This window comes from Kitasatospora sp. NPDC092039 (assembly GCF_044756065.1).
Taxonomy (GTDB): Bacteria; Actinomycetota; Actinomycetes; order Streptomycetales; family Streptomycetaceae; genus Kitasatospora.
Genome location: NZ_JBIVSD010000001.1, coordinates 673,514 through 698,180, shown reverse-complemented (window position 1 = coordinate 698,180; position 24,667 = coordinate 673,514). Strand labels below are relative to the sequence as shown.

Here is a 24,667-nt window from a genome sequence, read left to right as displayed (position 1 = left end):
GCTCGGGCCGGGGGGCTACAGGACGACGAGCAGCTTCGTCCCCGGCACCAACTTCCGGTTGACGGAGGTCGACTGGACGAACACGGTGTACGACGGGTTGTCGCCCGGCTTCACCGTGGCCTCCGACGCCGGCAGGCCGAGCAGCTGCCGGGCCGCGGGGCCCGAGAACACCCTGCCCGTCATCCGGCCGGTGGCCGGGTCCTTCTCCGCCACGGCGAGCTGCTTGCCGCCCTGGATCTTCTCGCGCTTGGAGAGCTCGTAGAAGGCGCAGCCGGTCTTGTACGCGTGCCCGGCGGTGGTGACGAAGTCGCGGATCGGCATCGGCTGGTCGACCGGGATCAGGATGTACCTGCCGGTGTCCAGGGCGTCGAGGTTCGCCTTGACGTCGGCGGTGCTGAGGTCCTGGCCCATGGCGAACAGGTTCCTGGTGCCGCGAACGCCCTGCTCGCGGCCCCGCAGGAAGCTCGTGGCGGCCGACTTGACGGTGCCGATGGCCTCCTCGACGCCCTTGGTGGAGTCCGCGTCCCAGATCGCGATGTTGCCCGCCGGGAAGCCGTACTCCTGGGCGGTGCGCTTGGCCAGGGAGTTCGGGACCAGGATCGCCGAGGTCCAGTGGTCGGGGAGGTCGTCCATGGCGCCCCGGATGCGCTCCATCCACCCGCGCAGGACGGCGGAGCCCCGGCCGGCACCCATGCGGGTGTGCATCTGGCCGCTCTCCGAGCAGCCGGAGGCGTTCTCCTCGCCGTCGGTGACGACGACCTGGAGGAACGAGTGCTCCCCGTACCCCTCCCAGATGTTCTTCAGGTCGTCGACGGACTTCACGGCCGCCTCGATCAGCGCCGTCGCGCCGTTGTCGACCTTGTAGAGGCCCCGCAGGGACGGCAGGTGCTTGACGTCCATGTCCCAGACCAGGTTCTGCACCTCGTGGTCGAAGGCGTAGAGGCTGATGCGGGTCTCGTGGCCGAGCCGGTCGGACTCCTCCTGCAGGCCCTTCACGAACTCGTCCACCACCCGGACGAGTTGCGCCTCGTGCTGGCGCATCGAGCCGGACTTGTCGACCACCAGCGAGACGTGGTTGACCTTGTGCTTGATCCTGTTCGCAGACATTGCTTCCCGCCCCTTCTCCGACGCCCGTACGGCGTCACCGGCGCCTCCCCGGCGCCCCCTCCAACGTTGGTCCCACAGTACGAGGAGGCACTGACACCCCGGCCCGGCCCGGGGCCTGCGGATACCGACCACCGCTCGCCTCGGGCCGGTGGCGGCGGGCCTTAATAAATGATCCACCATTTACTAACGTGCTACAGTCGGTCCCGAGAGGAGGGATCGATGCCACGACCCCGCGTCACCAGCGACACCGACATCCTTGCCGCCACCGGGCGCGCCATCGGCGCCCACGGTCCCGGCAGGCTCACCCTGGCGCAGGTCGGCGCCGAGGCGGGCGTCTCCCCGGCGACCCTGTCGCAGCGCTTCGGGTCCAAGCGGGGCCTGTTGCTGGCGTTCGCCGCGAACGCCGCCGCGGACGCCGCCGCGCCGTACCGGAGGGCGCGGGCCGAGCACGACTCGCCCCTGGCGGCGCTGCACGCGGTCGCCGCGGAGCTCGCCGGCCTGATGTCCACCCCCGAGGAGCTGGCCAATCACCTCGGCATGCTCCAACTCGACCTGTCCGACCCGGAGTTCCGCGTCCATGCCGCCGCGCACACCCGCGCGGTGGAAACGGCGCTGCGGGAGCTGCTCGCCGAAGCCGTCGCCAAGGGCGAGCTCCCGTCCGGCACCGACGTGCCGCGCCTCGCCCGCGCCGTCAAGATCACCACGGACGGCTCCCTGCTGCGGTGGGCCCTCACCGGCGACGGCGATCCCGCCGCGCTGCTCCGCGACGACCTCGACCACCTGCTCGGGAGGACCTCATGACCTTCACCGCCACCGTCTTCATCGGCACCAGCCTCGACGGTTACATCGCCCGCCCCGACGACGACATCGAATGGCTGACCTCGCGCGGCGAGAAGGCCGGCGACCTGGGCTTCTTCGAGTTCCTCGACTCGGTCGACGCCGTGGTCATGGGCCGCAACACCTACGAGAAGGTGATCGGCTTCGGCGAGGAGAACTGGCACTACGGCGACCGCCACGTGGGCGTCCTGAGCACCACCCTTCCCGAGGAAGCCGACCCGCGCGTCACCGTCTACCGCGACCTGGACACCCTCTTCGCCGACCTCGACCGGCGCGGGACCGAGCACGTCTACCCCGACGGCGGACGCCTCGTCCAGAGCTTCCTCCGCGCCGGTCGCGTCGACGCGTTCGTCATCAGCGTCGCCCCGGTCCTGATCGGAGCCGGCCACCGGCTCTTCGGCGAGCTGACCCAGGACGTCCCGCTCCGCCTCGACTCGACTGCCGCCGTCGGAGGCTTCGCCCAACTGCGCTACACCGTGGAGAAGTAGCGGCTCGTCCGGCGCCCGGTCGAACCCACCCGCCGGGTAGGGTACGTACCTGCCGATCCCGGCAAGTTCCCTCCTCCGCTACCACCTTGACGTTTGGGGCTACGGTGACCCACCTTCCGGATTCCATCGAATCGGCCCGGCAGCTCGCCGTGGGCTGGCGCGCCATGGTGCTCGACCGCGACGCCGGCGCGGACGTGCGGGACCTCCCCGGCATAGCCGTGCGCTGGGCCGACTGCCGGTTCGCGTTCTGGAACTGCGTCACGCTGACCGACGTCGGCGCGGATGCGGAGCTCGTCGGGAAACGGCTGCGGCAGGCCGCGGACATCATGCGCGGCAAGGAACACCCGGGCTTCCTCTGGCTGTTCGAGGACCTGCTCACCGACGAGGCCCGCGCGGCGCTGCCCACGGCCGCCGACGAGGCGGGCCTGCAGTTCGCCTTCCCGGGGACGGGCATGGCGGGGGACATCCTGCCCGTCCCGGAGCCCGCCCACCCCGAGCTGACCTTCGTCCGGGTGACGACCGACGAACACCTGCGGGCCTACGCGGACATCAACTCCCGCGGCTACGGCTTCCCCCTGGAGGACGGCCGCGACGGACTCCTCGGATCCGCCCTGTGGACGAAGGACGTCCACGCCTACCTGGCCCTGCGCGACGGCGTCCCGGTCGCCTGCGCCGGCACCGTGGAAACGGACGGCCGCCTCTTCGTCGTCCTGGTCGCCACCGACCCGCGGTGGCAGCGCCGGGGCTACGGCGAGGCGGTCACCCGCAAGGCCCTCCACGAGGGCGCCCGCGCCACCGGCCTGACCCGCGCCACCCTGCACGCGACCGTCGCCGGAACACCCGTCTACCCGCGCATCGGGTTCGAGGCGAACTCGCCGATCCACTTCTACGCCCTGAAGGCCTCCTGAGCACCTGACCTGCGGGGACGTACAGCCGGGTGCGACGTCGGGAGCCTGTTGTCACACTTGGTCCCGACACGAGCCGTCCACGGAAGCGGGGTGAACGCGATGCCTGTCGAGGGCGAGTACGAGCCGAGCCCGGCGCGGTGGGTGCGCGAACAGGTCGAGCTGTACGAGAGGTCGGGTGGCACTCAGGGCACGACGCTCTGGGAGACGGGCCTGCCGGTCGTCGTCGTCACGATGCGCGGCGCGAGGAGCGGCAGGATCCGCAAGGTTCCGCTGATGCGCGTGGAGCACCAGGGGCGGTACGCGGCGGTGGCGTCGAAGGGCGGCTTTCCGCGCCACCCGGCCTGGTACTTCAACCTCAAGGCCGATCCGCGGGTGGACCTCCAGGACGGCCCGGAGCGCCGGGCCATGACGGCCCGTGAGCTCGCGGGGGAGGAGAGGGAGCGGTGGTGGCGGCGCGCGGTCGCCGCGTATCCGCCGTACGCCGAGTACCAGGAGATGGCCCACCGGGTGATCCCGGTCTTCGTGCTCGAACCCGGGCACCCGGCCGGGCCGGCGAAGGCTCCGGCGCCGACGGGGGACTGAGCCTCGGAGCCCGCCTACTCTCCGGCCGACGACCGCCTGGCAGAGCCGCCCGGCCGCACCGTGGTGCCGAACTCGGGGCGCACCGGCCGTCCCGTCCGCAGGGGAAGGGGGTCGTGCAGCCTGGCCACGTACCGCCGGTACGCCCGCGCCTCGGCCGAGGCGGTGCCGACGGCGGCGAGGCGGTCGGGGAACATCGCTCCTCCCGCGTGCAGTCGGGCACTGGTCCCGAACCGGTTGCCGTGCAGTCGGCCGGTCACCAGTCGGCCCCGGTTCCGGGGAAGCAGCCTGGACCGGCCGGCGACCACCGGGCCGCGGTTGACCTGGAACCAGACCTCCCGCCGGTTGCCGAACCGCACGACACTCTCGCGGAGGTCGCGCACGTCGGTGTACACGTCGAAGTCCCAGTCGCCCGGGGCGCCCCCCCGAACCGTAGTTCCCGCGAAGGTGGTGCAGGAACCGGGGCAGGCCGACCGGGGCGCCGAACGGAATGACCGCGTCGCCGTAGGGCTCCCCGGCGACGAAATGGATCCTGAACTCCAGGCCGTACAGCCGTCCGCGGACCTTCCTCCGGACACAGAGCGAGAACGTGTCCGCGTCGCCGTAGCCGGAACGGTTCTCGGCTCGGACGTGCCGACTCAGGTGCTCGAACGACAGCGTCTCCCGGTCGACCAGCAGACCAGGGATCCGGTCGACCGAGCCGTGCAGCAGGTAGAGGCACATCAGGTCCACCGGATGCGCGTCGTGCGCCAGCCGCGTCAGGAATCCATCGGAAAAACCGTCCCGCAAGGGTGTCTCCAGCCGTCCCGCCCTCCGCCGTGTCGTGGGGCATCGGCCAATCTACGGCCTTCGGGCCCCCTGCGGTTGCCCCCGACCCTGGTCTTCGACCACCCGACCCCGCCGCGCTGGCCGGGGCGGAACGGGCCGGGGCGCGCCAGGCTGGAGCAGCTGCTCGACCGGCTGGGCGACGCCGACGTGCCGCCGGCGGAGCACGGCGACAGCGACCTCGAGTCGGCGACGGCGGAGGACGGCTTCGCGCTGATCGACGATGAGTCGGGGAGCTGACGGGAGGCCCCTGGACCGGGGACGGGCCGCCCCCTGCGGGACGGCCCGTCTCAGGTCACCAGGCAGCGCCGGAACGCCTCGCCGGCCGCGCCCGCCCGGTCGCGCACGCCGAGCTTGTCGTAGACCCGCGGCAGGTGCGTCTTCACGCCGGCCTCGGTGATGAAGAGCTCGCCGGGTGACCTCCTTGTGGGAGGAGCCGTGGGCGACCAGCCGCATCACGTCCAGCTCGCGCGCTCAGCACGCCGAGACCGGGCCTGCGCACCCGGTCCATCAGCCGCTTGGTGATGATGGGGGAGAGCATCGCGTCGCCCCGCGCCGCCACCCGGGCCGCCCGCAGCAGCTCCTTTGTGGGCGCGTCCTTGAGCAGGTAGCCGGTGGCGCCCCGCCTCGATCGCGGGCAGCACGTCGTTGTCGGTGTCGAAGGTGGTCAGCACCAGCACCAGCACCCGGACCTCGGGCGCGTTCTCGCCGAGCCGCCGGCCCATCCCCGGAGGGCGAGGGGAGAGAGGACGACGGAGTCGAGTGAGCGGCGCGAGGAAGCGCCCCCGGCCGAGTGGTCGGGGGCGCTTCGTCCAGGGGCGGAGCAGCGGGGCCGGGACGCGGCCGCGGGGCCCGTGCGGTGTCGGCTACTCGACCGCGCGCAGGGCGTTGACGATGCCGAAGCCGTAGAAGCCGTTCACGCGCTCGCCGCCCGCGCAGGTGGCGTCCACGACGCCGTCGCCGTTCCCGTCGTACGGGGTGGCCGGGCATCCCGGGTTGTCCGCCTGGGCCTTGAGCATTGCCCGCAACTGGGCCGGGGTCGCCCGCGGGTGGGCGGACTTCAGCAGTGCGGCCACGCCGGAGACGTGGGGCGTGGCCATGGACGTGCCCTGCTGGTAGCCGTACTGGTTGTTCGGCAGCGTCGACAGGATGCCGCCCTCCTTGGACGGGGTGTCGGCGGCCTGGTACATGTCGCCGCCCGGCGCCGCGACGTCGATCACGCCGAGGCCGTAGCTGGAGTAGTACGACTTCGTGTTCTTGGCGCTGGTCGCGCTGACCGTGACCACGCCGGGCAGTTGTGCGGGCAGTTGCCGGCACGTGTGCGGGTCGATCGTCCGGTTCGTCGGGGTGGAGTCGTTGGGGCTGCGGCGGTCGGTGACGGCGGCGGAGTCCAGGTCGTGGTTGGAGTTGCCGGCCCCGGCGACGTTGAGGGTGCCCTGGCGCTGCGCGTAGAGCTGGGCGCGGTCGACCGCGTCGACGACGGCCTTCTGGTCGGGGTCGTCCAGGCAGTTGTACTGCCACGGGTCCACGTAGTAGCTGTTGTTGGTGATCTGCACGCCGTGGTCGGCGGCGAACACGAAGGCGCAGACGACGCTCTCGGCGTAGATCAGCTGGCGCGGGGTGGGCTGGGAGACCGTGATGCCGGAGACCCGCACGCCGGGCGCCACGCCCGCGACGCCGACGCCGTTGCGGGCCGCGGCTATCGTGCCCGCCACGTGCGTGCCGTGGAAGTGGTCCGGGCTCGCCGGCCGCCAGGATCCGTAGCCGGTGTCGGCCTTGCCGCTGACGCAACTCGCGGACTGCGCCGGGGAGAAGTTCGCGGCGAGGTCCGGGTGGGTGTCGTCGACGCCGGTGTCGATCACCGCGACCGTGACGTCCCTGCTGCCGGCGTTGACCTCCGCGGCCTTGTCCGCGCCGATCGTCCGCAGGTCCCACTGGTCGGCTTCGAGGGGCTCGGTGCCGGCGCCGGACGCCTGCTCGATCCTCGCGGCCCCGGCCTCGGAGAGGTACCGCACCGCACCGTCGCCGGTCGTCCCCGCCGCGCTCAGCGGCGCGGTCCGGGTGGCACCCGCCGACCGAACTCCGCGCACCGCGCGCAGCCGCTCGCCGAAGCCGGGGGCGGCCGAGTGGGCGACGATGACGCCGATCCTGTCGTAGGTGACGACGACGGTGCCGCCGGCCGCGGTGACGGCCCGCTGCACCGCCGCGATCGTGTGAGGGTCGGTCTCGGTGTTGATGACGTACGCCAGCGAGTTCGGGTCCTCGACCTGCGCGGCGGACGGTATTCGGGGCGTTGCCGAGGCCGGCGCGGGGAGGAGCCCGAGCGAGGCGGTCAGCGACAGCGCGATCGGTGCGGCCAGGCCGAGTCGGAGTAAGGAGCGTCGTCGAGCCATGTGGTCTCCACATCATCCGTGTGCGGGACCCACCCGAGGACAGAGTGGCTGCCGGGCAGGGAGAGGACGGGTGGTGCAGGAGTGAAGCTATCCCGCCGCCTCGCCAACCATCAATGACCCGGTGGGACTTGATCCCTACCTGACGGGGTTGGTGGCGGCGCGCGGACCGCCCGCGCCCACACCGGCGCCGATGCCCACATCCGCGCCCGCGTCCGCGTCCAGGCCCGCGAGCAGGCGGAGCCCTTCCTCGGCGGGGCTGCCGGGGGCGGCGGACAGCACCAGGAGTTCGATGCCCGATTCGTCCGGCAGCGCGAAGTTCTCCTGGTGCAGTTCCAGCAGCCCGACCATCGGGTGCCGGTAGGCCTTGCGCCCGTGGGTGCGGGCGCGCACGTCCGCGCGGGCCCAGAGGCGCCGGAAGCGTTCGCTGCCCATCGCCAACTCCCCGATGAGGGAGGCAAGTCGGGGGTCGTCGGGGTACTGGCCGGCGGCCAGGCGCAGGTGGCCGACCACGTCGAGGGTGCAGGCCTCCCAGTCCGCGTAGAGGCCGCGTTCGGCTTCCTCGAGGAAGATGTGCCGGGCGGTGTTCAGGCCCGGTGTCGGGCGGCCGAGGAGGAGTCCGGCGAGGCGGTTCGCGGCGAGGACGTCCAGGCGGTGGTTCATGATCAGCGCGGGGGCGCCGGCGACCAGGTCGAGGACGCGCAGCAGCTCCGGCCGGACCCGGCCGCCCGGGGTCTTCGCGCGGCGGCGGCGCTGCCGCGCGAGGCGGTAGAGGTGCCCGCGTTCGGTCTCGTCGAGGTCGAGGACGCGGGCGAGCGCGTCGAGCACCTGCTCGGAGGGCTGGGTCGCGCGGCCCTGCTCCAGCCGTACGTAGTAGTCGACGCTGACGCCGGATAGGTGCGCGACCTCCTCGCGGCGCAGCCCGTCGACCCGTCGGCGGCTGTCGGTGGGAATGCCGACGGCCGACGGATCGACCCGGGAACGCCGGGTGCGCAGGAAGCCCGCAAGATCGTCCATGCCCTCCAGTATGGCCTCGGCCGTGCCCACGAGGGTGGTCCTGCCGGTACCAGGAAGTCCGGTCCGACGGAAGCGGCGCCCCTGAACGCCGGGCGCCGCGGCCTCCAGGATCGAAGGCATCCGATGCGGAGGATCCGATCCGAAGCGTCCTTCGAAGCACCCGATCCCGAGGAGTTCCCGTGAAGACCCTGATCGTCCACGCCCACCCGGAGCCGAAGTCGCTCAACGGCTCGTTGAAGGACCTCGCGGTCTCCACCCTGGAGGGCGCCGGACACGAGGTGCGGGTGAGCGACCTGTACGCGATGAACTGGAAGGCGGTCGTGGACGCCGCGGACTACGGCCCCCAGGCCTCGAACCCGCTGAAGGTCGCCCGGGACTCGGGCCGGGCCTTCGAGGCCGGCACGCTCTCCCCGGACGTCCTCGCCGAGCAGGAGAAGCTGCTGTGGGCCGACACGGTCGTCTTCCAGTTCCCGCTGTGGTGGTACACGATGCCCGCGATCCTCAAGGGCTGGGTGGACCGGGTGTTCACCTACCGCTTCGCGTACGGCGTCGGCGAGCACAGCGACACCAAGTACGGCGAGCGCTTCGGCGAGGGCACCCTCGCGGGCAGGAGGGCCCTGCTGTCGGTGACCGTCGGCGGCCCGCGGTCGCACTACGCCGCTCGCGGGATCAACGGCCCCATCGACGACCTGCTGTTCCCGTTCCAGCACGGCATCCTCTACTACCCGGGCGTCGAGGTGCTGCCGCCGTTCGTGCTCTACGGCACCGACCGGCTGACCGAGGAGGACTACCCGGAGATCGCCAAGGCCTGGGAGCGGCGCCTGCTCACCCTGGAGACGGCCGAGCCGATCGCCTTCCGGCGGCAGAACTTCGGCGACTACGAGATCCCCTCGCTGCACCTGAAGGAGGGACTGGAGCCCGCGGGCCGCACGGGGTTCGGGCTGCACGTGCGGGGTTGACCGCGGCCGGCCCGTCTCACGGGTCGGCACGCCCCGGCCGTCAGGTGGCCGCTGTCGTCGCGCCGGGCCGCTCAGCCCTGGCGGTCGGCCATGGCGTCGCCGACGAGGGCGGCGAGTTCGAGGTAGTCGAGGAGGGCGCGCGGGCGGAGGCCGGCGGGGGTCGCCCGGGGGTGGGCGGGGAGGGTGAGGGCACCGCGGCAGCGGGTGCGGAAGTGCGGGAGGAGGTCGCGGTCGGCGATCGGGCGGTCGGTGGGCGGGGCGGGGGTGAAGGCGGCGGCGGCCCCGCGGACCAGGCCGTCGTGGCCGAGGGCGGTGAGGTGGTCGAGGAGGGTGTCGGCGGTGCGGGCCCCGGTGGCGGAGGCCTGGGCGCAGAGGACGAGGTGGTCGGCCTGGTCCGCGGCGGCGAGCTGGACCTCGGCCGGGGCGCCGGTGGTGTCGGCGAGGACGACCGGGTAGTGGCCGGCGGCCTCGCCGAGGGCCTCCCGCAGGGCCGACGGGTCCGGCCGTACGGACCGCAGGACGAGCCGGCCGCCGGTGCGGCACTCGCTGCCGGCGGGCCCGGTGGTGGAGAGCACGAGGACCGGGTCGGCGCGGTGTTCCGCGAGCAGGGCGCCGAGGACGGCGGCGACCCCTTCGGCGGTGCCGCCGAGGACGGCGGTCCGGTGGTGGTCCCGTAGCGGCACCCGGATGCGTTCGAGCAGGCGTTGCCGCCGGCTCTCCCCGCCGCCGGGGAGGGCGAGCCGCCGGGCGCGCCGGTCCGGGCCGGGGCGCTGTACGGGCGGAGCGAGCGGCGCGGACAGAACGGGCTGTGCCGGTAGTACGGGCGGTGCCGGAGGTGCGGGCGGCGCGGACAGAACGGGCTGTGCCGGTAGTACGGGCGGTGCCGGAGGTGCGGGCGGCGCAGGCGGTACGGCCGGTACGGGCGGCGGGCCGGGGGCCGTCCGGGTGCCACCGAGGCGGGCGGGCGGCTCCGTCGCGGGGGCGGCCGGTCGCGGCGCCGTCGACAGCGCTTCGGCGGTCGACACCCTGGTGAACAGCTGCCGTTCGGCGGCCGGGATCAGCACGGTGCCCAGCGGGTCGAGCGGGCGCCGGGGCAGGAGGGCGACCGGCTCGGGCCAGGCGGCCGGCGAGTAGTCGGGTGCGGCCGGGGCGGTGCAGCCCGTGCCCGCGGTGCCGTCGGAGAAAGCCATCGGATGACCTCCCGGTCCAGGGTGCGTCGGACCGGTGCCTCCGGTTCGGCCGGCCCGTACAGCCGGGACTACGGCTGAAGGAGTCCTTCCGGTTCACTGAACCGCTCGCGGTGGAGGGCCCGTTGAGCGGGGCAGGGCGCACCGGGCGCCCCCTGAGATCGGGAGGGGCCGCATCGAAAAACCCTCCGCCCGAGCGGCTACCGATCGGTACCGTCGTTCGGTGGCACCCGGCGCCCGTCGAGTGCCACCGAGTCGGAAGGAGCGTGAGTCCCGTGAACGGGACGGGGGAGGGACGCGGTACGGCCGCGGACGAGCCGGAGGCGCGGGAGTTCATCGCGGCCCTGGTGCGGTCCGGGGCACCGAGCGTCGCCGGGCCGGCCGGGCTGGCGGTGCCGGAGGCGGCGGCGGACGAGGTGATCGCGCTCGCTCGACGGCTGGCGCTGCGCGCCGTGCCGGAGGGGCGGTTGTGGCCGCGGCCCGCGCCGGGGCTGCTGGGCATGGCGACGGCGCTGGTGGTGGACGAGCACCCGTCCGCGCCGCGCTGGTCGGCGGCGGAGCGGCAACGGCTGGCGACCTGGGTCGCGATGCTGATCGAGCACCGCGGCGAGGACGGGGTGCGGGAGCTGCTCCGGGCGCTCGCCGGGGACTGACGCCGGTGGGCCGTAGGGCGCCCGGCGGGGGGCCGGGCGCCGTCGCGGCGGTGCCGGGAGGGGCCGCGGCTCACGGCCGCTAACGGCCGGCCAACAGTCGTCGGCGCCCGCCAACGGTGGCACCCGGAGCCGGGCCGAGTGCTCCGGACGGGGGCGTTGGCGGATCCTTGGTGCGGACTTGGCGGCCTCCGGCAGTGTGTTCTCCGCAGCCACCGCCGGGGTGTCCGGTCGGTGCCCAGCATGTCCCTGCCCGTGCTGCGCCCCCTGCCCGACCTGAGAGGTAGCGCGTGTCGATGCCGTCCGTCGCCCAGCCCACGTCCGTCACTCCGCCGTCCGAGGGTCCGGCGGCCGCGCCGGAGGCCGCCGCCCCGGCCCGTCCGACCCTGGACCCGGACACGCTCGCCGAGATCCACCGGCTGCACGGCGGCTACCTGCTTCGCGCGCTGCTGCGGGCCACCGGCGGGGACCGCGGCAAGGCCGAGGACATCCTCCAGGAGACGCTGCTGCGCGCCTGGCAGCACCCGGAGGCGCTGGCCGCCGGGCCGGAGGCGAGCCGGCCGTGGCTGTTCACGGTCGCCCGGCGGATCGCGATCGACCACTACCGGATGGCCGCCGCCCGCGCCAAGGAAGTGATCGGCGAGCCGGTGGAGGACAAGCCGGTCGCCGACGACCCGTACGAGCGGGTCGTGGTGGCCCGGGACATCGCGCTGGCGCTGCGCCGGGTGCAGAAGCACCACCGCGAGGTGCTGGTCGAGCTGCACCTCAAGGACCGCTCGGTGCTGGAGGCCTCGGCCCGCCTGGGGGTGCCGCCGGGGACGGTCAAGTCCCGCAACTTCTACGCGATCCGGGCGCTGCGGCCGGTGCTGGCGGCGGAGCACGGGTACGCCCCGGCGGAGCGCGGGGCCGCCTCGGCCGCCGGCTGACGGTACGGCGGCTCGGCGGGTACGGCGGTACGGCGGTACGGCGGACGGAGGCTCGGCGGTACCGCGGCACGGCAGGCTCCGGCTGTCCGTTCGCCGGCGGCCGGGTCCGTTCCGGGCCGGCCGCCCCGGCCGCCCGCCCGTCCGGGCCCGTCCGGACCCGCGCCGGCTCAGCCGTCCACCGGCCGCTGACCGGTGCGGAGGTCGAGCGACTCCTCCAGGCTGGTGGTGAACCCGCTGACGTACCCCGCCTGGCGGTCGTGCGAGCGGAAGCGGTCGAGCGCCGTGCGCAGCCTGCCGCGCACCTCCGTCTCCCGCCCCCGCGCCAACAGGTGGGCGGCGTAGGACTGTTCGGCCAACGCGTGCAGGTACAGCAGGCCGGCCTCCTCGCACGCGGCGAGCAGCCGGTGCCAGACGAGATCGGCGGCGTCGTCGCGGACGGCCGGCGGGAGGGCCTGCGCCTCGGTCAGCAGCGACCAGAGGTGGACCTGGGTGACGGGCCTGGGCGGCAGCAGCTCCCGCGCCTCGCGGGACCGCCGCTGGGCGCCCTCCCGGTCCCCGACGGCCAGGCTCACCCAGCCCTGGTGCACCTTGGCGTCGACCAGCCGGCGGCGGTCGCCGGACTCCAGCGCGAGCGCGGTGGCGGAGGCCGCCAGCCGCTCGGCCTCGGCGGAGTGGCCGAGCATCGCGGTGACCAGCGCCAGCGTGGCGAGCGCCCGGACGCGCGCGGACGCGGCCGCGGGCCCGGCCGCGGACTCGGCGGCGGCCACCGCCCTGCGGGCCGCCTCCGCGGACTCCTGCCGGCGTTCCAGCGCGACCAGCGCCTGCGCCCGGCAGTTGAGCAGCAGCGCCACCGCGACCGGGTCGCCGCACCGTTCGGCCGCCGCCTGTCCCAGCCGGGCGCAGGCGAGCCAGTCGGTGAAGCGGCTGGCGCCGTAGTAGAGCGAGCCGCAGGTCAGTGCGAGCCGCCAGGCGCGGTCCGGGTCGGTGTCGGGGGACGCGATCAGCGCGGAGACCGCCGGTTCCTCGGCGTCGAACCAGTCGAGCGCGGTGCGGATGTCGACGGCGGCCGGTACGGCCTGGTCCGGACCGGCGGGCGGGGCGGTGTCCTCCTGGCCGGGGTCGAGGAAGGCGCCGCAGTGCCGCAGGGCGGCGAGGTAGTGGTCGGCCAGCCGTTCGCGGAGCAGCCGCCGGTGCCGTCCGGGCCGCTCGGCGAGCAGTCCGGCGCCGTACAGCCGGACCAGGTCGGTGCGGGCGTGGCGGCCGGGGGCGGTGCCGGTGACCAGGTGGTGGGAGGCCAGTTCGCCGAGCGCCCGGTGGGCGGTGGCGGCGGCGCCGCCCAGCAGCGCGGCGCTGGCCGGGGTGTCCACCTCGCGGCAGGGGTGGGCGGCCAGCGCGGTGAGCAGTTCGGCGGCGGGTGCGGAGAGCCGGCGGTGGGTCAGCCGGAGCCGGGCCGTGACGGAGAGGGTGCCGTCGGCGTCCAGGACGGCCAGCCTGGTCCGCTCGTCGGCGAGTTCGGCGACCAGCTCGGCGATCGTCCAGTCCGGCCGGGCGGCCAGCCGGGCGGCGGCGATCCGCAGGGCGAGCGGCAGGTGGTCGCAGAGCCCGGCGAGCCGGGCGGCGGCCTCGGGCTCCGCGCGCACCCGCTCGGGCGTCAGGGCGCGTTCCAGCAGGTGCAGGGCGTCGTCCTCGGGCAGTGCGGCCAGGCGCAGCAGGGTGGCGCCCTCCATCGCGACCAGGCCCTCCAGGGGGCCCCGGCCGGTGACCACGGCGGTGCCGGCCGGGCCTGCGGGCAGCAGGTCGGCGACCTGGTCGGCGTCGTCGGCGTCGTCCAGCAGGACCAGCAGCCGCCGGCCCCGGGTGCGCTCGCGGTAGAGCGCGGCCCGGTCGGCGCGTCCGGCGGGGATGCCGTCCTCCGGGACGCCGAGCGCGCGCAGGAAGCCGGCCAGCACGGCTCCGGGCCGGGCCGGGCCGCCGGGGCCGCCCCGGCCGCCGCCGGGTCCGATCGGTCCGTCCGGTCGCTCCGGGGTGAGGCCGTGCAACCGGGCGTGGAGCAGGCCGTCCGGGAAGCGGTCGGCGGCCCGGTGCGCCCAGGCGGTGACCAGCGCGCTCTTGCCGACCCCGGCCGGGCCCACCACCAGCACCGGCCCGTCCCCGGCGCGGCCGGTCCCGCAGGCCCGGTCCAGGCGGGCGAGGTCGGCGGTGCGCCCGACGAAGTCCGGGTGGCGGCGCGGCAGTTGGCGCGGCACCGACGGAGGCTGCGGCGCCGGTCCAGGGGCCGGGGCGGCGAGCGGCGGGGGCTCCGCCGTACGGTCGTCGGCCAGCACCTCGGCGAGCGCCGCCCGCAGCGCCGGGCCGGGGTGGATGCCCAGTTCCTCGTCCAACCGCACCCGGGCCTGGTGGTAGGCGGTCAGCGCCTCGGCGGGCCGGCCGGCCTGGTGCAGGCAGCGCATCAGCAGCGCCACCAGTTCCTCGCGCAGCCCGTCCGCCCGGACGCCCTGCTCCAGCACCGGCACGGCCGCCGCCCCGGTGCCCTGGCCGAGCCGCAGCTCGGCCCAGCGGAGCAGGGCGGCGGTGCGGGACCGCTCCAGCCGGTCCACCGCGGCGGTGCGGAGCGGGGTGCCGGGCAGGTCGGCCAGCGCCTCGCCGCGCCACAGCCGCAGCGCCTCCTCCAGCAGCGCGACCGCCGCGGCGCGGTCGCCGAGCCCGGCCTGCCGGTCGGCCGTGCCGGTGAGCTCCTCGAAGCGCAGCGCGTCCACCGCGCCGGCCGGCCCGGCCAGCAGGTAGCCGGAGTCCCGGGTGTGCAGCTCGAACGGGGTGCCGGCGAGCACCTTGCGCAGCGCGGCGACGTGCCCCTGCACGGCCGCCCGCGCGCTCGGCGGCGGCTGCTCGTCCCACAGCAGCTCGCACAGCTGGTCCACGGTGACGAGGTGCCCCAGCCGCAGCGCCAGCAGCGCCAGCACCGCCCGCCGCTGCGCGCCCGCCACACTAGCGAAGCCCGCCGCCCCGACCCGCAGCTCCACCGGCCCGAGCAGCCGAATTCGCACCAGTACCCCCACCTCACCGCAAACCGCGCATCGCACCCGAAGCGGCCTCGGGCCTCGGGGTGGAGCAGTGTAGTGCGAGAACATGTCCGGTCCGCGCGGACCGGCTGCTCCTGCCCTAGATGGACGTGCGCGGGGCGGCCGGAGGTTGCACCCGCGGACGTGCGGGCCGACGTCAGAGCGTGCCGCCCGGCGGCCTCGTCGGCGTGCGGCCGGCCGGTGGACCGGAAGGCCCTGTCGGACCGCCCCGCTACGGTTCCCGAGGAAGCGCCCGGCCCGGTGGGCAGGCCCCGGCCGGGCGAGGAACGCCTGGTCGGACCTATCCTCGATCAGGCCGGGCAGTCGAGGGTGGGGGAGGGGAACGGGCGCGTGCACATCGATCTGCTCGGACCGGTGGTGGTGAGACGGGAGGACGGGACGGCGGTGACGCCCTCGGCGCCCAAGCGCCGGGCGCTGCTGAGCGCGCTCGCCGTCCAGCTGAACCGGACGGTGACCACCGAGGAGCTGATCGAGCTGGTCTGGGAGGGCTGCGCGCCGCCCACCGCGCGGGCCGCCCTGCAGGGCCACGTCGCGGCGCTGCGCCAACTGCTGGACGGCACCGGGCTGGAGCTGGACACCCGTGGGTCCGGCTACCTGCTGGCCGGCGAGCCCGACCGGATCGACGTGCTGCGCTTCGGCCGGCTCTGCGAGGAGGCGGGCGTGCTGCTCCCCGACCCCGCCGCCCCGCCCGGCCCGCCGGACGGCGCCTCGCCGGACCCGGCGCTGCCGCTGCTGCGCACCGCGCTGGACCTGTGGCGCGGCCCGGCGCTCGCCGACTGCGGCTCCGCCCTGCTGCGCGAGCGGACGCTCCCGTACCTGACCGACCTGCGGCTGCGTGCCCTGGAACGGCTGGCCGACGGCCTGCTGCTGGCCGGCCGGGGCGGCGAGCTGGCCGCCGAACTCGCCGGGGCGGCCGACGACCACCCCGCCCGGCAGGCGTTGGCCGCCCGACTGGTGCGCTGCCTGGAACAGGACGGGCGCGGCGCCGAGGCGCGGGAGCGCTACGAGCGCGCGGTGGCCCGGCTCGGCCGGCCGCCCGGCCCGGAGCTGCGCCGGGCCGGCGAGCAGTCCGGCGCCCGGCTCGCCGCCGACCGCCGGTTCGTCGGCCGGAGCGCCGAACTCGCCCGCCTGGACCAGGCGTTGCCAGCGGCGCGGGACGGCCGCCCGATCCTGGTCACCGGGCCCGCCGGGGTCGGCAAGACCAGCCTGGTCCGGCAGTGGACGGCCCTGCGCGGCGACGCCTACTTCCCGGACGGCATCCTCCGCGCCGAGCTGAACGGCTTCGGCCCGGACGGCCCGCGCGAACCCGCCGAGGTGCTGGGCGGGTTCCTCACCGCGCTCGGTGTCGCCCCGGACGCGCTGCCCGCCGAACCCGAGGACCGCGCCCGCCGCTACCGCGAACTGGTCGGCGGCCGCCGGATGCTGGTCGTCCTGGACGATGCCGCCTGCTACGAGCAGCTCGCCCCGCTGCTGCCCGACCCGCCCGCCACCGACAGCGAGCCCGCCCCGGTCACCGTCGTCACCAGCCGCAGCCGACTGCGCCACGTGCTGGTCCGCACCGGCGGCATCCCGCTGCCGCTGGGCGTGCTCGGCCCCGAGGAGGCCGCCGCCCTGCTCGCCCGCACCCTCGGCGCGGAGCGCACGGCCGGCGAGCCGGAGGCCGTCGCCGAACTCGCCGAGCGCTGCGACCGCCTGCCGCTCGCGCTGCGGCTGGCCGCCGCCCGGCTGGCCGCCCGGCCCGACTGGTCCGCGGCCGACCTCGCGGCCGAACTCGCCGACGAGCAGACCGGCCTGACCGCCCTCTCCGGCACCGGCACCGCCCGCGGCCCGCTCGGCCTCACCACCGCGCTGGACCGGACCCACCGCACGCTGGCACCGGACGCCGCCCGGCTGTTCACCCTGCTCGGCCTGCACCCCGGCGCGGAGATCGGCGCCGACACCGCCGCCGCCCTCGCCGACCTCCCGGCCGCCGCCACCCGCACCCTGCTGACCCGCCTCGACGCCGTCCACCTGCTGGAGGAGACCAGCCCCGGCCGGTACGCCCGGCGCGAGCTGGTCCGCCGCCACGCCGCCGCGCAGGCAGCCGAACTCCCCTGCGACGACCGGTACCTGGCCCTCGACCGGCTGATCGCCCACTACCTCGACGTCACCGCCGGCTGGACGGCCGGGGACGGCACCGCGGCCGGCGGCGAGGCGCGGGCGGCGGTCTGGTTCCGCCGCGAGGAGAGCGCCCTGCGGGCCGTGGTGCTCTGCGCCGAGCAGAAGGGCCGGGCCGCCGCGGCCTGGAAGCTCGCCCACCGGACCAGCCTGTTGTACGAGGCCACCGGCCACGACCGGGCGCACTGGCGGGCCGTGGTGGAGGCCGGGCTGAGCGCCGCGCACGCGGAACGGGACGAGGCGGCGGTCGCCCGGCTCGCCACCGACCTCGCCGTCCTGCACGTCGACCGCGCGGCCCACCGCACCGCCGCCGACACCCTGGAGCGGGCGGTCGAGGCCGCCGACCGGGCCGGCGACGCGGTGCTGCGCCACCACTGCCGCAGCCGGGTGGCCGCCGCCCTGCTGCGGGCCGGCCGGTACGAGCGGGCGCTGCCCATGCTGGGCGACCTGGTGGCCGCCGCCCGTACCCCGGCCACCGACCACCTGCTGGTCCGCTCGCTCACCGACCTCGCCGACGCGCTGGTCCTGGCCGGGGAGCCCGCGCCCGCCCTGCGCCACGCCGACGAGGCGGTGCGCGCCGCCGCCACCCGCTCCGGCGGCGCCGAGGCCGTCCTCGCCACCCACAGCCGGGCCCGCGCGCTGCACGCCCTCGGCAACCGGGACGCCGCGCTCTCCTCGGCCCGGCTCGCCGTCGCCCTCGGCCGCACCGTCGGCGACCCGGCCCTCGAAGCGCGCTCCCACGGCCTGCTCGCCGACCTGCTGGACGCCCTCGGGCGCACGGCGGAGGGAGCGGAAGCGAGGCGGCTGGCATGAGCGCCCGTCGGCCGCCGGTGGCGGAAAACCGCTGTTCGACCAGCGGAACCACAGGCGGAACAATCGGCGGTTCGACGCCCGCGGAACCGCACCCGGCCGGCCGTCCCGCCCGGGTGCGGCCCTCCTGACCTGGGCGGATACCCTGGGGGAGGGCCGGGTACGAGGACGGTGTCCGGCCGGGCATACTTCTGCCTGGGACGAACCGCCGGTGGCGGCTCCAGGCAGAAGTGCGGAACTGCGCAGGACCGAACGAGTGGGGGCGGGGCATGACGGCCGGGGGCGGCACGGACACGGACACCAACGGGTTCAGCCGTCTGCTGGCCGGGCACCGGGTGGCGGCGGGCCTGACCCAGGAGGAGCTTGCTGCGTCCGCCGGGGTCAGCCTGCGCGCCCTCGGGGACATGGAGCGCGGCCGCACCCGCGGGCCGCAGCGGCGCACCGTACGGGCCCTGGCCGAGGCGCTCGGGCTGGACGGCCCGCAGGCGGAGGCGCTGGACCGGGCCGCCCAGTCCGGCCGCCCGCGCGGGGTGCGGCCCGGCCCGGCGCTCGCCGGGAGCCCGGTCCGGCCCCGCGGCTCCGCCCCGCGCGAGAGCGTCGTCGGGGACACCGCCGGCCGGGAACCGGTGGGACAGAACGCCGCCGACCGGGATGCCGGCCCGGACGCGCCGCGCGCCGAGGCCTCGTCGGCGGCCCCCGACGAGGCCGGTCAGAGCGCCCTCGCGCTGCCCCGCGACATCGCCGACTTCACCGCCCGCGAGGAGGCCCTCGCCCTGCTCGCCGAGATGGCCGAGGACGAGCGTCCGACCCATCCGCGCGTGGTGCTGATCAGCGGCCAACCCGGCCTCGGCAAGACCTCCTTCGCCCTGCACGCCGCCCACGCCCTGGCCGAGCGCTTCCCGGACGGTCAGCTCTCCCTGGACCTCGGCGGCATGTCCCCGCAGCCGCTGCCCGCCCGCGACGCGCTCGGCCAGGTGTTGCGCGCGCTGGGCGTCGCCGACGCCGCGGTGCCCGCCGGGACGGAGGAGCGGGCCGGGCTCTACCGGGCGCTGGTCCGCGAACGGCGGCTCGTGCTGGTGCTGGACAACGCCGCCGACGAGGGCCAGGTGCGCCCGCTGCTGCCCGGCTCCGGCCCGGCCGTGACCATCGTGACCAGCCGCAACGTGCTGCCCGGCCTGGAGTCGGTGCACCGGCTGAACCTGGACGTGCTCTCCCCGGCCGAGGCGGCCGGCCTGCTGGCCCGGATCGCCGGCCGGGAGCGGATCGAGGCCGCGCCCGACGCCACCGCCGAGCTGGCCAGGCTCTGCGGCTACCTGCCGCTCGCGCTGCGGATCGCCGGGCAGCGGCTGGTCGCCCGCCCGCAGCAGCCGGTCGCCCACCTGGTGCGCCAGCTCGCCGCCGAGGAGAACCGGCTGGACCTGCTGGAGACCGGCGACCTGGCCGTCCGCCCGGCCTTCGAGCTGTCCTACCGGCGCCTGCCCGTCGAGTCCCGACTCGTCCTCCGGCGCTGCGCGTTGACCGCGGGGAAGGACTTCACCGCGGAGATCGCCGCGGCCTACGCCGGCCGGTCGGCGGCCCGCACCGAGCTGGTGCTGGAGCAGCTCGTCGACGCCGGACTGATGCAGGCCGCCACCCCGGACCGCTACCGGCTGCACGACCTGGTGCGGCTCTACGCGGGCGAACGGCTGGCCGCCGACGAGACCGCCGAGGAGCTGGCCGAGGCCCGCACCCGGGCCGGGCGCTGGATCCTCGGCCGGGCGGCCGAGTTCGGACTGCGGTTCGACCCCGACCACGCCACGGACGGCACCGGCACCGGCGGCTCCGCACCCCCGCACCTCACCGAGGCCGCCGCCTGGCTGGAGTACGAGCACCCGGAGTGGCTGGCCGCCCTGCACCAGGCGCAGCGGGCCGGCCGGTACCGGGAGGTGGTGGACACCGCCGAGGCGATGCACTGGTTCTCCGACCGGCTGCTGAGCTGGGGCATCTGGGCCGAGGTGTTCCAGCTCTCGGTGGACGCCGCCCGCGCGATCGGGGACACCCGGGTCGAGGCGGTGCACGTCAACTACCTGGCCTGGACGCACGTCACCTGCCTGCACCGCTACCAGCGCGGCATCGAACTGGCCACCGAGGGGCTGGAGTTGGCCCGTGCGGTCGGGGACCGGGAACAGCAGGGCTGGGCGCTCACCTACCTCGCCTCGGGCCTGCGCTACCTCCAGCGGCACCGCGAGGCGACCGACGCCTTCCACCGGGCGGCGGACGCCTTCGCCGACGTCGCCAACCGCTCGGCGATGATCGGCCGGCTGGTCACCCTCCGGGGCGCCGCCAACTGCCTGCGGGAGTCCGGCCGGGCGGAGGAGGCGGTGGAGTCGCGCAGGCGGGCCCTGGCCGGGGCGCTGGAACTGGTGGAGCGCTGGTCCTCGCCGCTGATCCACCTGCTGGCGGCCATGACCGCGCACGAACTCGGCCTGGACCGCGCGGCGCTGAAGCGCTGGCCGGCCGCCGAGAAGGCCTACCGGCAGGCCCTGGTGCACTTCGAGGCGGTGGGCCGCCCGGACAGCATGACCAAGACGCTGACCGAACTGGGCACCGCGCTGATCGAGCAGGGCCGCGCCGAGGAGGCCCGCGAGCTGCTCACCGAGGCGCTCACCGACCTGAGCGCGGAGGGCCCCCGCTCGGCGGGCGCCCGGCACTGACCGGCGTCGCACGGGGCCCGGTCCGCACGGGGGCCGCTCCGCACGGGGGCCGCTCCGCACGAGGAGTGCCCCGTACGGGGACCGCGCCCGCCCCCGGTCGGGACCGGGAACGGGCGCGGCGGGGAAGGCCGTACGGCCGGTCAGATCCGAGTGTCCTCGACCACCGGCAGCGAGTTCACCGGCAGTGAGTCGGCCGGCGGCGAGTCGACCGGGGCCGAGGACGGCGCGAAGGCCGTCTTCGGGGCGACGGCGGGCTGCTTGCCGCAGAAGGCCGGCTCCAGGGTGTTCATCAGCCCCTGCGTCACCGCGCCGTTGTTGGAGGCGTTGGCGAAGACCACCACGCTGCGCCGCCCGTCCGGGGTGGTGAAGGACTGGCTGTTGAAGCCCTGGACGATGCCGCCGTGGCCGTAGACGTCCCCGCAGGAGAGCGAGATGCGGCGCAGGCCCAGGCCGTAGGAGATCTTCGCGGTGGGCGTGGGCAGGGCGGCGGTCATCTGCTGCAGCGAGGCGTCCGAGACCAGCCCGCCGTTGCCGCCGGCCATCAGCGCGGAGAGGAAGCGGTCCATGTCCTCGGCGGTGGAGATGACGGCCCCGGCGCTCCACACCCAGGAGCCGGTCTGCTCGGTGGAGTCCAGCAGCGGCTTGGTGCGGTCGTCGTTGGTGAGGTAGCCGGTGACGTGGGCGCCGCGGATCTCCCGGTCGGGCACGACGAAGGAGGTCTTGCGCAGGCCGAGCGGCTGGATGATCCGCTCGTTCAGCACCTCCGGGAACGGCTGGCCGGTGAGGTGCTCGACCGCCAGGCCCATCAGCACGTAGTCGGTGTTGGAGTAGGAGTAGCGGCTGCCGGGGGTGTACTGCAGGCCGTGCCTGACCGACATCGCCACCAGCTCGCGCGGGTCGTACACCGTGTTGCGGATGCGCGCCTCGAACGCGCTGGTGGTCTCCTCGCCGGCCTGCTCCAGCAGGTCGTTGGTATGGTCGAAGATCCCGGCCCGGTGCTCCAGCACCTGGCGGCCGGTCATCGTCCAGCCCTCCGGCAGGGTGCCCTCGGGCAGGTACTCCCGCAGCGGCCGGTCGAGGTCGATCCGGCCCTCCTGCGCCAGCTGCATCACGAGAACGGCGGCGAACATCTTGCTGTTGCTGCCGACCCGGAACCTCCACGAGGAGTTCATCGGGGTCCCGTCCAGGTCGGCCAGGCCGACGCTGACCGAGCGGGTCCGCTCGACGGCACCGTGGTCGCGGATCACCGCGAAGGCGCCCGGGGCGCCGGCCGTGGCGGTGGCCTGGAGGGCGGCGCGCACACCGGCGAGGTCGGGGGCGGCCGCGTCGATGGTGTCCTGGCCGGCGGCCGCGGCGGGCAGTGCGCCGGTCGCCACCAGGACGGCGCCGGCGGCGGCCACCGCGAGCGGGCGCAGAAGGCTGGTCTTCGCCATGTTCCTCGGTTCTCTCGTCAGCTGACGCGGTGTCGGACCGCGCCGTTCGAAGATCACTATCACCGGCCGGGGCGGGGATGGCAATGTGAACCGGTTCGCCCGCATTTCCCGTTGTCGGTGGTGGTTTCGACGGTCCCACCGTCCGTTTTCCGCTCCGGGGCCAAGGTTTCACCTTCCGACGGCTACCCGCGTCAGGCGGCACGCCCCATGCTGTTCGGGCGCCGCCGCGCACTCCGGTGCGCTCGACCCACCGGCTTCCCCCTCACCGACCACGGAGCTTCCCCTCCCGACGGCAGGCACCTCCGCTCCCGCACCCCGGCTCGCCGGGCCGTCTCCTACCCGAGGAATTGTCATGACTTCGTCCACGAAGCCCCTGAACCCCCGCTCCCGCCGGACCGCGACCGCGATCGGCTCCGCCGTCGCCCTGGTCGCCGCCTCCGCCGGCCTCTGGGCCGCCACCGCCACCACCGCCACGGCCGCCGCGCTGCCCACGCCCGACCACATCGTCGTCGTGGTGATGGAGAACCACGCCTACACCCAGGTCATCGGCAGCAGCAGCGCCCCGTACATCAACAACACCCTGAAGGCGGGCGGCGCCAACCTCACCCAGTCCTACGGCATCACCCACCCGAGCGAGCCGAACTACTACGCGCTGTTCTCCGGCTCCACCCAGGGCCGCGTCGACGACAGCTGCGTGAAGGTCGGCGGCTTCCAGGGCGCCAACCTCGCCTCCGAGGTCATCGCCGCGGGCAAGACCTGGGCCAGCTACAACGAGTCCCTGCCCGGCGAGGGCAGCACCGTGTGCAGCAGCGGCAGCTACGCCCAGAAGCACAACCCGTGGTTCGGCTTCGGCAACGTCCCGCTCAGCTCGGCGAAGACCTTCGCCCAGTTCCCGACCGACTACTCCACCCTGCCGAACGTCTCCTTCGTGGTGCCGAACCTCTGCAGCGACATGCACGACTGCTCGGTCGGCACCGGCGACACCTGGATCAAGAACAACCTGGGCGGGTACGCCGGCTGGGCCCAGACCCACAACAGCCTGCTGGTCGTCACCTTCGACGAGGACAACAAGCTGTCCGGCAACCGCATCCCGACCGTGGTCTACGGCGCCCACGTGACGCCCGGCAGCAGCAGCGCCACCACCTACAACCACTACAACGTGCTGCGCACCCTGGAGGACCTGGCCGGCGCCACCGGCCACGCGGGCAACGCGGCCTCCGCCGCCGACATCACCGGCATCTGGAACTGAGCCGCGGTGATCAGGCCCTGATCCCGGTCTGATCCTGGTTCGGATCCTCGGCCGGGGCCCGGTCCGGGGCCTGATCCGGGGCCTGAGCGCGGGCCCGGGCCGGTGGCCGTTCGGTCACCGGCCCGGGTGCCGTCCCGGCTCCGGCTCCGGCTTCGGCCGCGGTCGCCGGGCGGCCGCCGTACCGCCGGACGCCGGGCACCGCCGCCGTGCCCGCGCAGACCAGCGTCACCAGCCCCGCCGTGACCAGCAGCGGCGCCCGGCTGCCCCAGGCGTCGGCGGCCAGCGGCGCCAGGACGTACCCGAGCGGGGCGCCGGCCAGCGAGAGCAGCCAGTCGTACGACGTGACCCGGGCCAGCACCCCGGGCGCGAACTCCTGCTGGACCACCGTCTGCCAGACCGGGTTGAGGAAGCCCAGCCCGGCCAGCGCCACCGCGTTGGCGGCCACCACGAGCGGCGCCGGGGCCGGCAGGGCGAGTGCGAGCAGCGGCAGCCCGTACAGCGCGAGGGCGAGGTTGCCGGCCAGCACCGGGCGGCGGGGCCGCAGCCGTCCGGCGACCAGCGAGCCGGCCAGCAGGCCCACCGCGCCCGCCTGGGTCAGCGCCACCCAGACACCGTCACCGCCGAGCCGGGTGGCGGCGATCAGCGGGCCGAGGGTGAGCAGAACCGCGTTCGCGGCGTTCCACGTCCCGTGGGCGATCAGGCTGGTCCAGTACCAGTTCCGGGAGCGCACCTCGCTCCAGCCCTCGGCGAGGTTGCGGCGCAGCGAACGCGGTTCGACGGGGACGCGGTCGACCCGGAGCCGGGTGAGCAGGGCGGCGCTCAGCACGAAGGTGGCGCCGTCCAGCACGAACGCCCAGCCGGGACCGGCGGTGTACACCAGCAGTCCGGCGAGCGCCGGGCCGCCGAACCGGGCGGCGGCGGTCGCGGAGCCGAGCAGGGCGTTGGCGCGCAGCCGCAGCTCGCCCTGGACGGTGGCCGCGACGAGCGGCGCGGCGGTGGGCATGGCGAAGGCGGAGGCGATGCCGCCGACCGCCGAGGCGATCGCGATGTGCGGCAGGCTCGGGTGCCCGCCGAGCAGCTCCAGGCCGACCAGCAGCTGGGCGACGGCCCGGACCAGGTCGGTGACGAGGGCGACCAGGCGCGGGTCGAAGCGGTCCCCGACCACGCCGCCGAGCGGCAGCAGGAACAGCCTCGGCACCATCGCGCAGCCCAGGACGAGGCCGAGCGCGCCGGCGGAGCCGGTGGCGCGGGTGATGGCGATGGCCAGGGCGGCGGGGACGACGGCGTCGCCGAGAGTGGAGAGCGTCCGGCCGATGAAGAGCAGGCGGAAGCCGCTCAGGCCCAAGGGGTGTCGTGTCACGGACCGCAGCTT

19 protein-coding genes are annotated in these 24,667 nt (G+C 75.4%); 11 read left to right on the top strand and 8 right to left on the bottom strand.

Annotation, left to right across the window (positions count from 1 at the left end; translation table 11 throughout):
- Window positions 1–15: 15 nt before the first annotated feature.
- On the bottom strand, window positions 16–1,107 hold the full coding sequence (locus ACIQI7_RS03100; protein WP_401104402.1) for a vWA domain-containing protein: 1,092 nt from the start codon (window positions 1,105–1,107) through the stop codon (window positions 16–18).
- Window positions 1,108–1,326: 219 nt separating this feature from the next.
- Here ACIQI7_RS03100 and ACIQI7_RS03095 point away from each other — a divergent pair, with 219 nt between their 5' ends.
- The 4 genes from ACIQI7_RS03095 to ACIQI7_RS03080 all read left to right on the top strand — a co-directional run bounded on the left by ACIQI7_RS03095 (window position 1,327) and on the right by ACIQI7_RS03080 (window position 3,922).
- Window positions 1,327–1,908: a TetR/AcrR family transcriptional regulator gene (locus ACIQI7_RS03095; protein ID WP_401104399.1), complete on the top strand. Its 582-nt coding sequence runs from the start codon at window positions 1,327–1,329 to the stop codon at window positions 1,906–1,908.
- A complete protein-coding gene (locus tag ACIQI7_RS03090) occupies window positions 1,905–2,432 on the top strand; it encodes a dihydrofolate reductase family protein (RefSeq protein ID WP_401104397.1) in 528 nt (175 codons plus the stop codon). The genes ACIQI7_RS03095 and ACIQI7_RS03090 overlap by 4 nt, the downstream gene beginning before the upstream one ends.
- 164 nt (window positions 2,433–2,596) lie before the next feature.
- The gene (locus ACIQI7_RS03085) at window positions 2,597–3,340 is read left to right on the top strand and encodes a GNAT family N-acetyltransferase (RefSeq protein WP_401104572.1); all 744 of its coding nucleotides are present in this window, start codon (window positions 2,597–2,599) and stop codon (window positions 3,338–3,340) included.
- 99 nt (window positions 3,341–3,439) lie between these two features.
- A complete protein-coding gene (locus ACIQI7_RS03080; RefSeq protein ID WP_401104569.1) occupies window positions 3,440–3,922 on the top strand; it encodes a nitroreductase family deazaflavin-dependent oxidoreductase in 483 nt (160 codons plus the stop codon).
- A gap of 14 nt (window positions 3,923–3,936) precedes the next feature.
- On the opposite strand, the gene ACIQI7_RS03075 is transcribed toward ACIQI7_RS03080, so the two are convergent.
- Window positions 3,937–4,314: a hypothetical protein gene (locus tag ACIQI7_RS03075; RefSeq protein WP_401104394.1), complete on the bottom strand. Its 378-nt coding sequence runs from the start codon at window positions 4,312–4,314 to the stop codon at window positions 3,937–3,939.
- A gap of 469 nt (window positions 4,315–4,783) precedes the next feature.
- Here ACIQI7_RS03075 and ACIQI7_RS03070 point away from each other — a divergent pair, with 469 nt between their 5' ends.
- On the top strand, window positions 4,784–4,984 hold the full coding sequence (locus ACIQI7_RS03070) for a hypothetical protein (protein WP_401104391.1): 201 nt from the start codon (window positions 4,784–4,786) through the stop codon (window positions 4,982–4,984).
- A gap of 626 nt (window positions 4,985–5,610) precedes the next feature.
- Here the strand turns inward: ACIQI7_RS03070 and ACIQI7_RS03065 are convergent.
- Both ACIQI7_RS03065 and ACIQI7_RS03060 read right to left on the bottom strand, forming a co-directional pair.
- Window positions 5,611–7,137: a S8 family serine peptidase gene (locus ACIQI7_RS03065; RefSeq protein ID WP_401104389.1), complete on the bottom strand. Its 1,527-nt coding sequence runs from the start codon at window positions 7,135–7,137 to the stop codon at window positions 5,611–5,613.
- A gap of 135 nt (window positions 7,138–7,272) precedes the next feature.
- On the bottom strand, window positions 7,273–8,151 hold the full coding sequence (locus ACIQI7_RS03060) for a helix-turn-helix transcriptional regulator (protein WP_401104387.1): 879 nt from the start codon (window positions 8,149–8,151) through the stop codon (window positions 7,273–7,275).
- 179 nt (window positions 8,152–8,330) lie between these two features.
- On the opposite strand from ACIQI7_RS03060, the gene ACIQI7_RS03055 reads away from it, so the two are divergent.
- The gene (locus ACIQI7_RS03055; protein WP_401104384.1) at window positions 8,331–9,110 is read left to right on the top strand and encodes an NAD(P)H-dependent oxidoreductase; all 780 of its coding nucleotides are present in this window, start codon (window positions 8,331–8,333) and stop codon (window positions 9,108–9,110) included.
- Between the two features lie 71 nt (window positions 9,111–9,181).
- Here ACIQI7_RS03055 and ACIQI7_RS03050 read toward each other — a convergent pair whose 3' ends face one another.
- On the bottom strand, window positions 9,182–10,300 hold the full coding sequence (locus ACIQI7_RS03050; RefSeq protein ID WP_401104381.1) for a hypothetical protein: 1,119 nt from the start codon (window positions 10,298–10,300) through the stop codon (window positions 9,182–9,184).
- A gap of 272 nt (window positions 10,301–10,572) precedes the next feature.
- Between ACIQI7_RS03050 and ACIQI7_RS03045 the strand changes: the two genes are divergently transcribed.
- Together ACIQI7_RS03045 and ACIQI7_RS03040 are read left to right on the top strand one after the other, a co-directional pair.
- The gene (locus ACIQI7_RS03045) at window positions 10,573–10,950 is read left to right on the top strand and encodes a hypothetical protein (protein WP_387753720.1); all 378 of its coding nucleotides are present in this window, start codon (window positions 10,573–10,575) and stop codon (window positions 10,948–10,950) included.
- Window positions 10,951–11,243: 293 nt separating this feature from the next.
- Window positions 11,244–11,873 (top strand): sigma-70 family RNA polymerase sigma factor, encoded by a 630-nt coding sequence (locus ACIQI7_RS03040; RefSeq protein WP_401104567.1) that lies wholly within the window; start codon window positions 11,244–11,246, stop codon window positions 11,871–11,873.
- A 167-nt stretch (window positions 11,874–12,040) separates the two neighbouring features.
- On the opposite strand, the gene ACIQI7_RS03035 is transcribed toward ACIQI7_RS03040, so the two are convergent.
- A complete protein-coding gene (locus tag ACIQI7_RS03035; protein WP_401104378.1) occupies window positions 12,041–14,917 on the bottom strand; it encodes a BTAD domain-containing putative transcriptional regulator in 2,877 nt (958 codons plus the stop codon).
- 366 nt (window positions 14,918–15,283) lie between these two features.
- On the opposite strand from ACIQI7_RS03035, the gene ACIQI7_RS03030 reads away from it, so the two are divergent.
- A complete protein-coding gene (locus tag ACIQI7_RS03030) occupies window positions 15,284–17,923 on the top strand; it encodes a BTAD domain-containing putative transcriptional regulator (protein WP_401104375.1) in 2,640 nt (879 codons plus the stop codon).
- Window positions 17,924–18,189: 266 nt separating this feature from the next.
- Window positions 18,190–20,613: an ATP-binding protein gene (locus tag ACIQI7_RS03025; RefSeq protein WP_401104372.1), complete on the top strand. Its 2,424-nt coding sequence runs from the start codon at window positions 18,190–18,192 to the stop codon at window positions 20,611–20,613.
- Window positions 20,614–20,753: 140 nt separating this feature from the next.
- Here ACIQI7_RS03025 and ACIQI7_RS03020 read toward each other — a convergent pair whose 3' ends face one another.
- A complete protein-coding gene (locus ACIQI7_RS03020) occupies window positions 20,754–22,046 on the bottom strand; it encodes a serine hydrolase domain-containing protein (RefSeq protein ID WP_401104369.1) in 1,293 nt (430 codons plus the stop codon).
- A 352-nt stretch (window positions 22,047–22,398) separates the two neighbouring features.
- Here ACIQI7_RS03020 and ACIQI7_RS03015 point away from each other — a divergent pair, with 352 nt between their 5' ends.
- Window positions 22,399–23,295: an alkaline phosphatase family protein gene (locus ACIQI7_RS03015; protein WP_401104366.1), complete on the top strand. Its 897-nt coding sequence runs from the start codon at window positions 22,399–22,401 to the stop codon at window positions 23,293–23,295.
- 10 nt (window positions 23,296–23,305) lie between these two features.
- Here the strand turns inward: ACIQI7_RS03015 and ACIQI7_RS03010 are convergent, their stop codons facing one another.
- Window positions 23,306–24,655, bottom strand: coding sequence for an MFS transporter (locus ACIQI7_RS03010; RefSeq protein ID WP_401104362.1), 1,350 nt, complete (start codon window positions 24,653–24,655; stop codon window positions 23,306–23,308).
- Window positions 24,656–24,667: the final 12 nt, after the last annotated feature.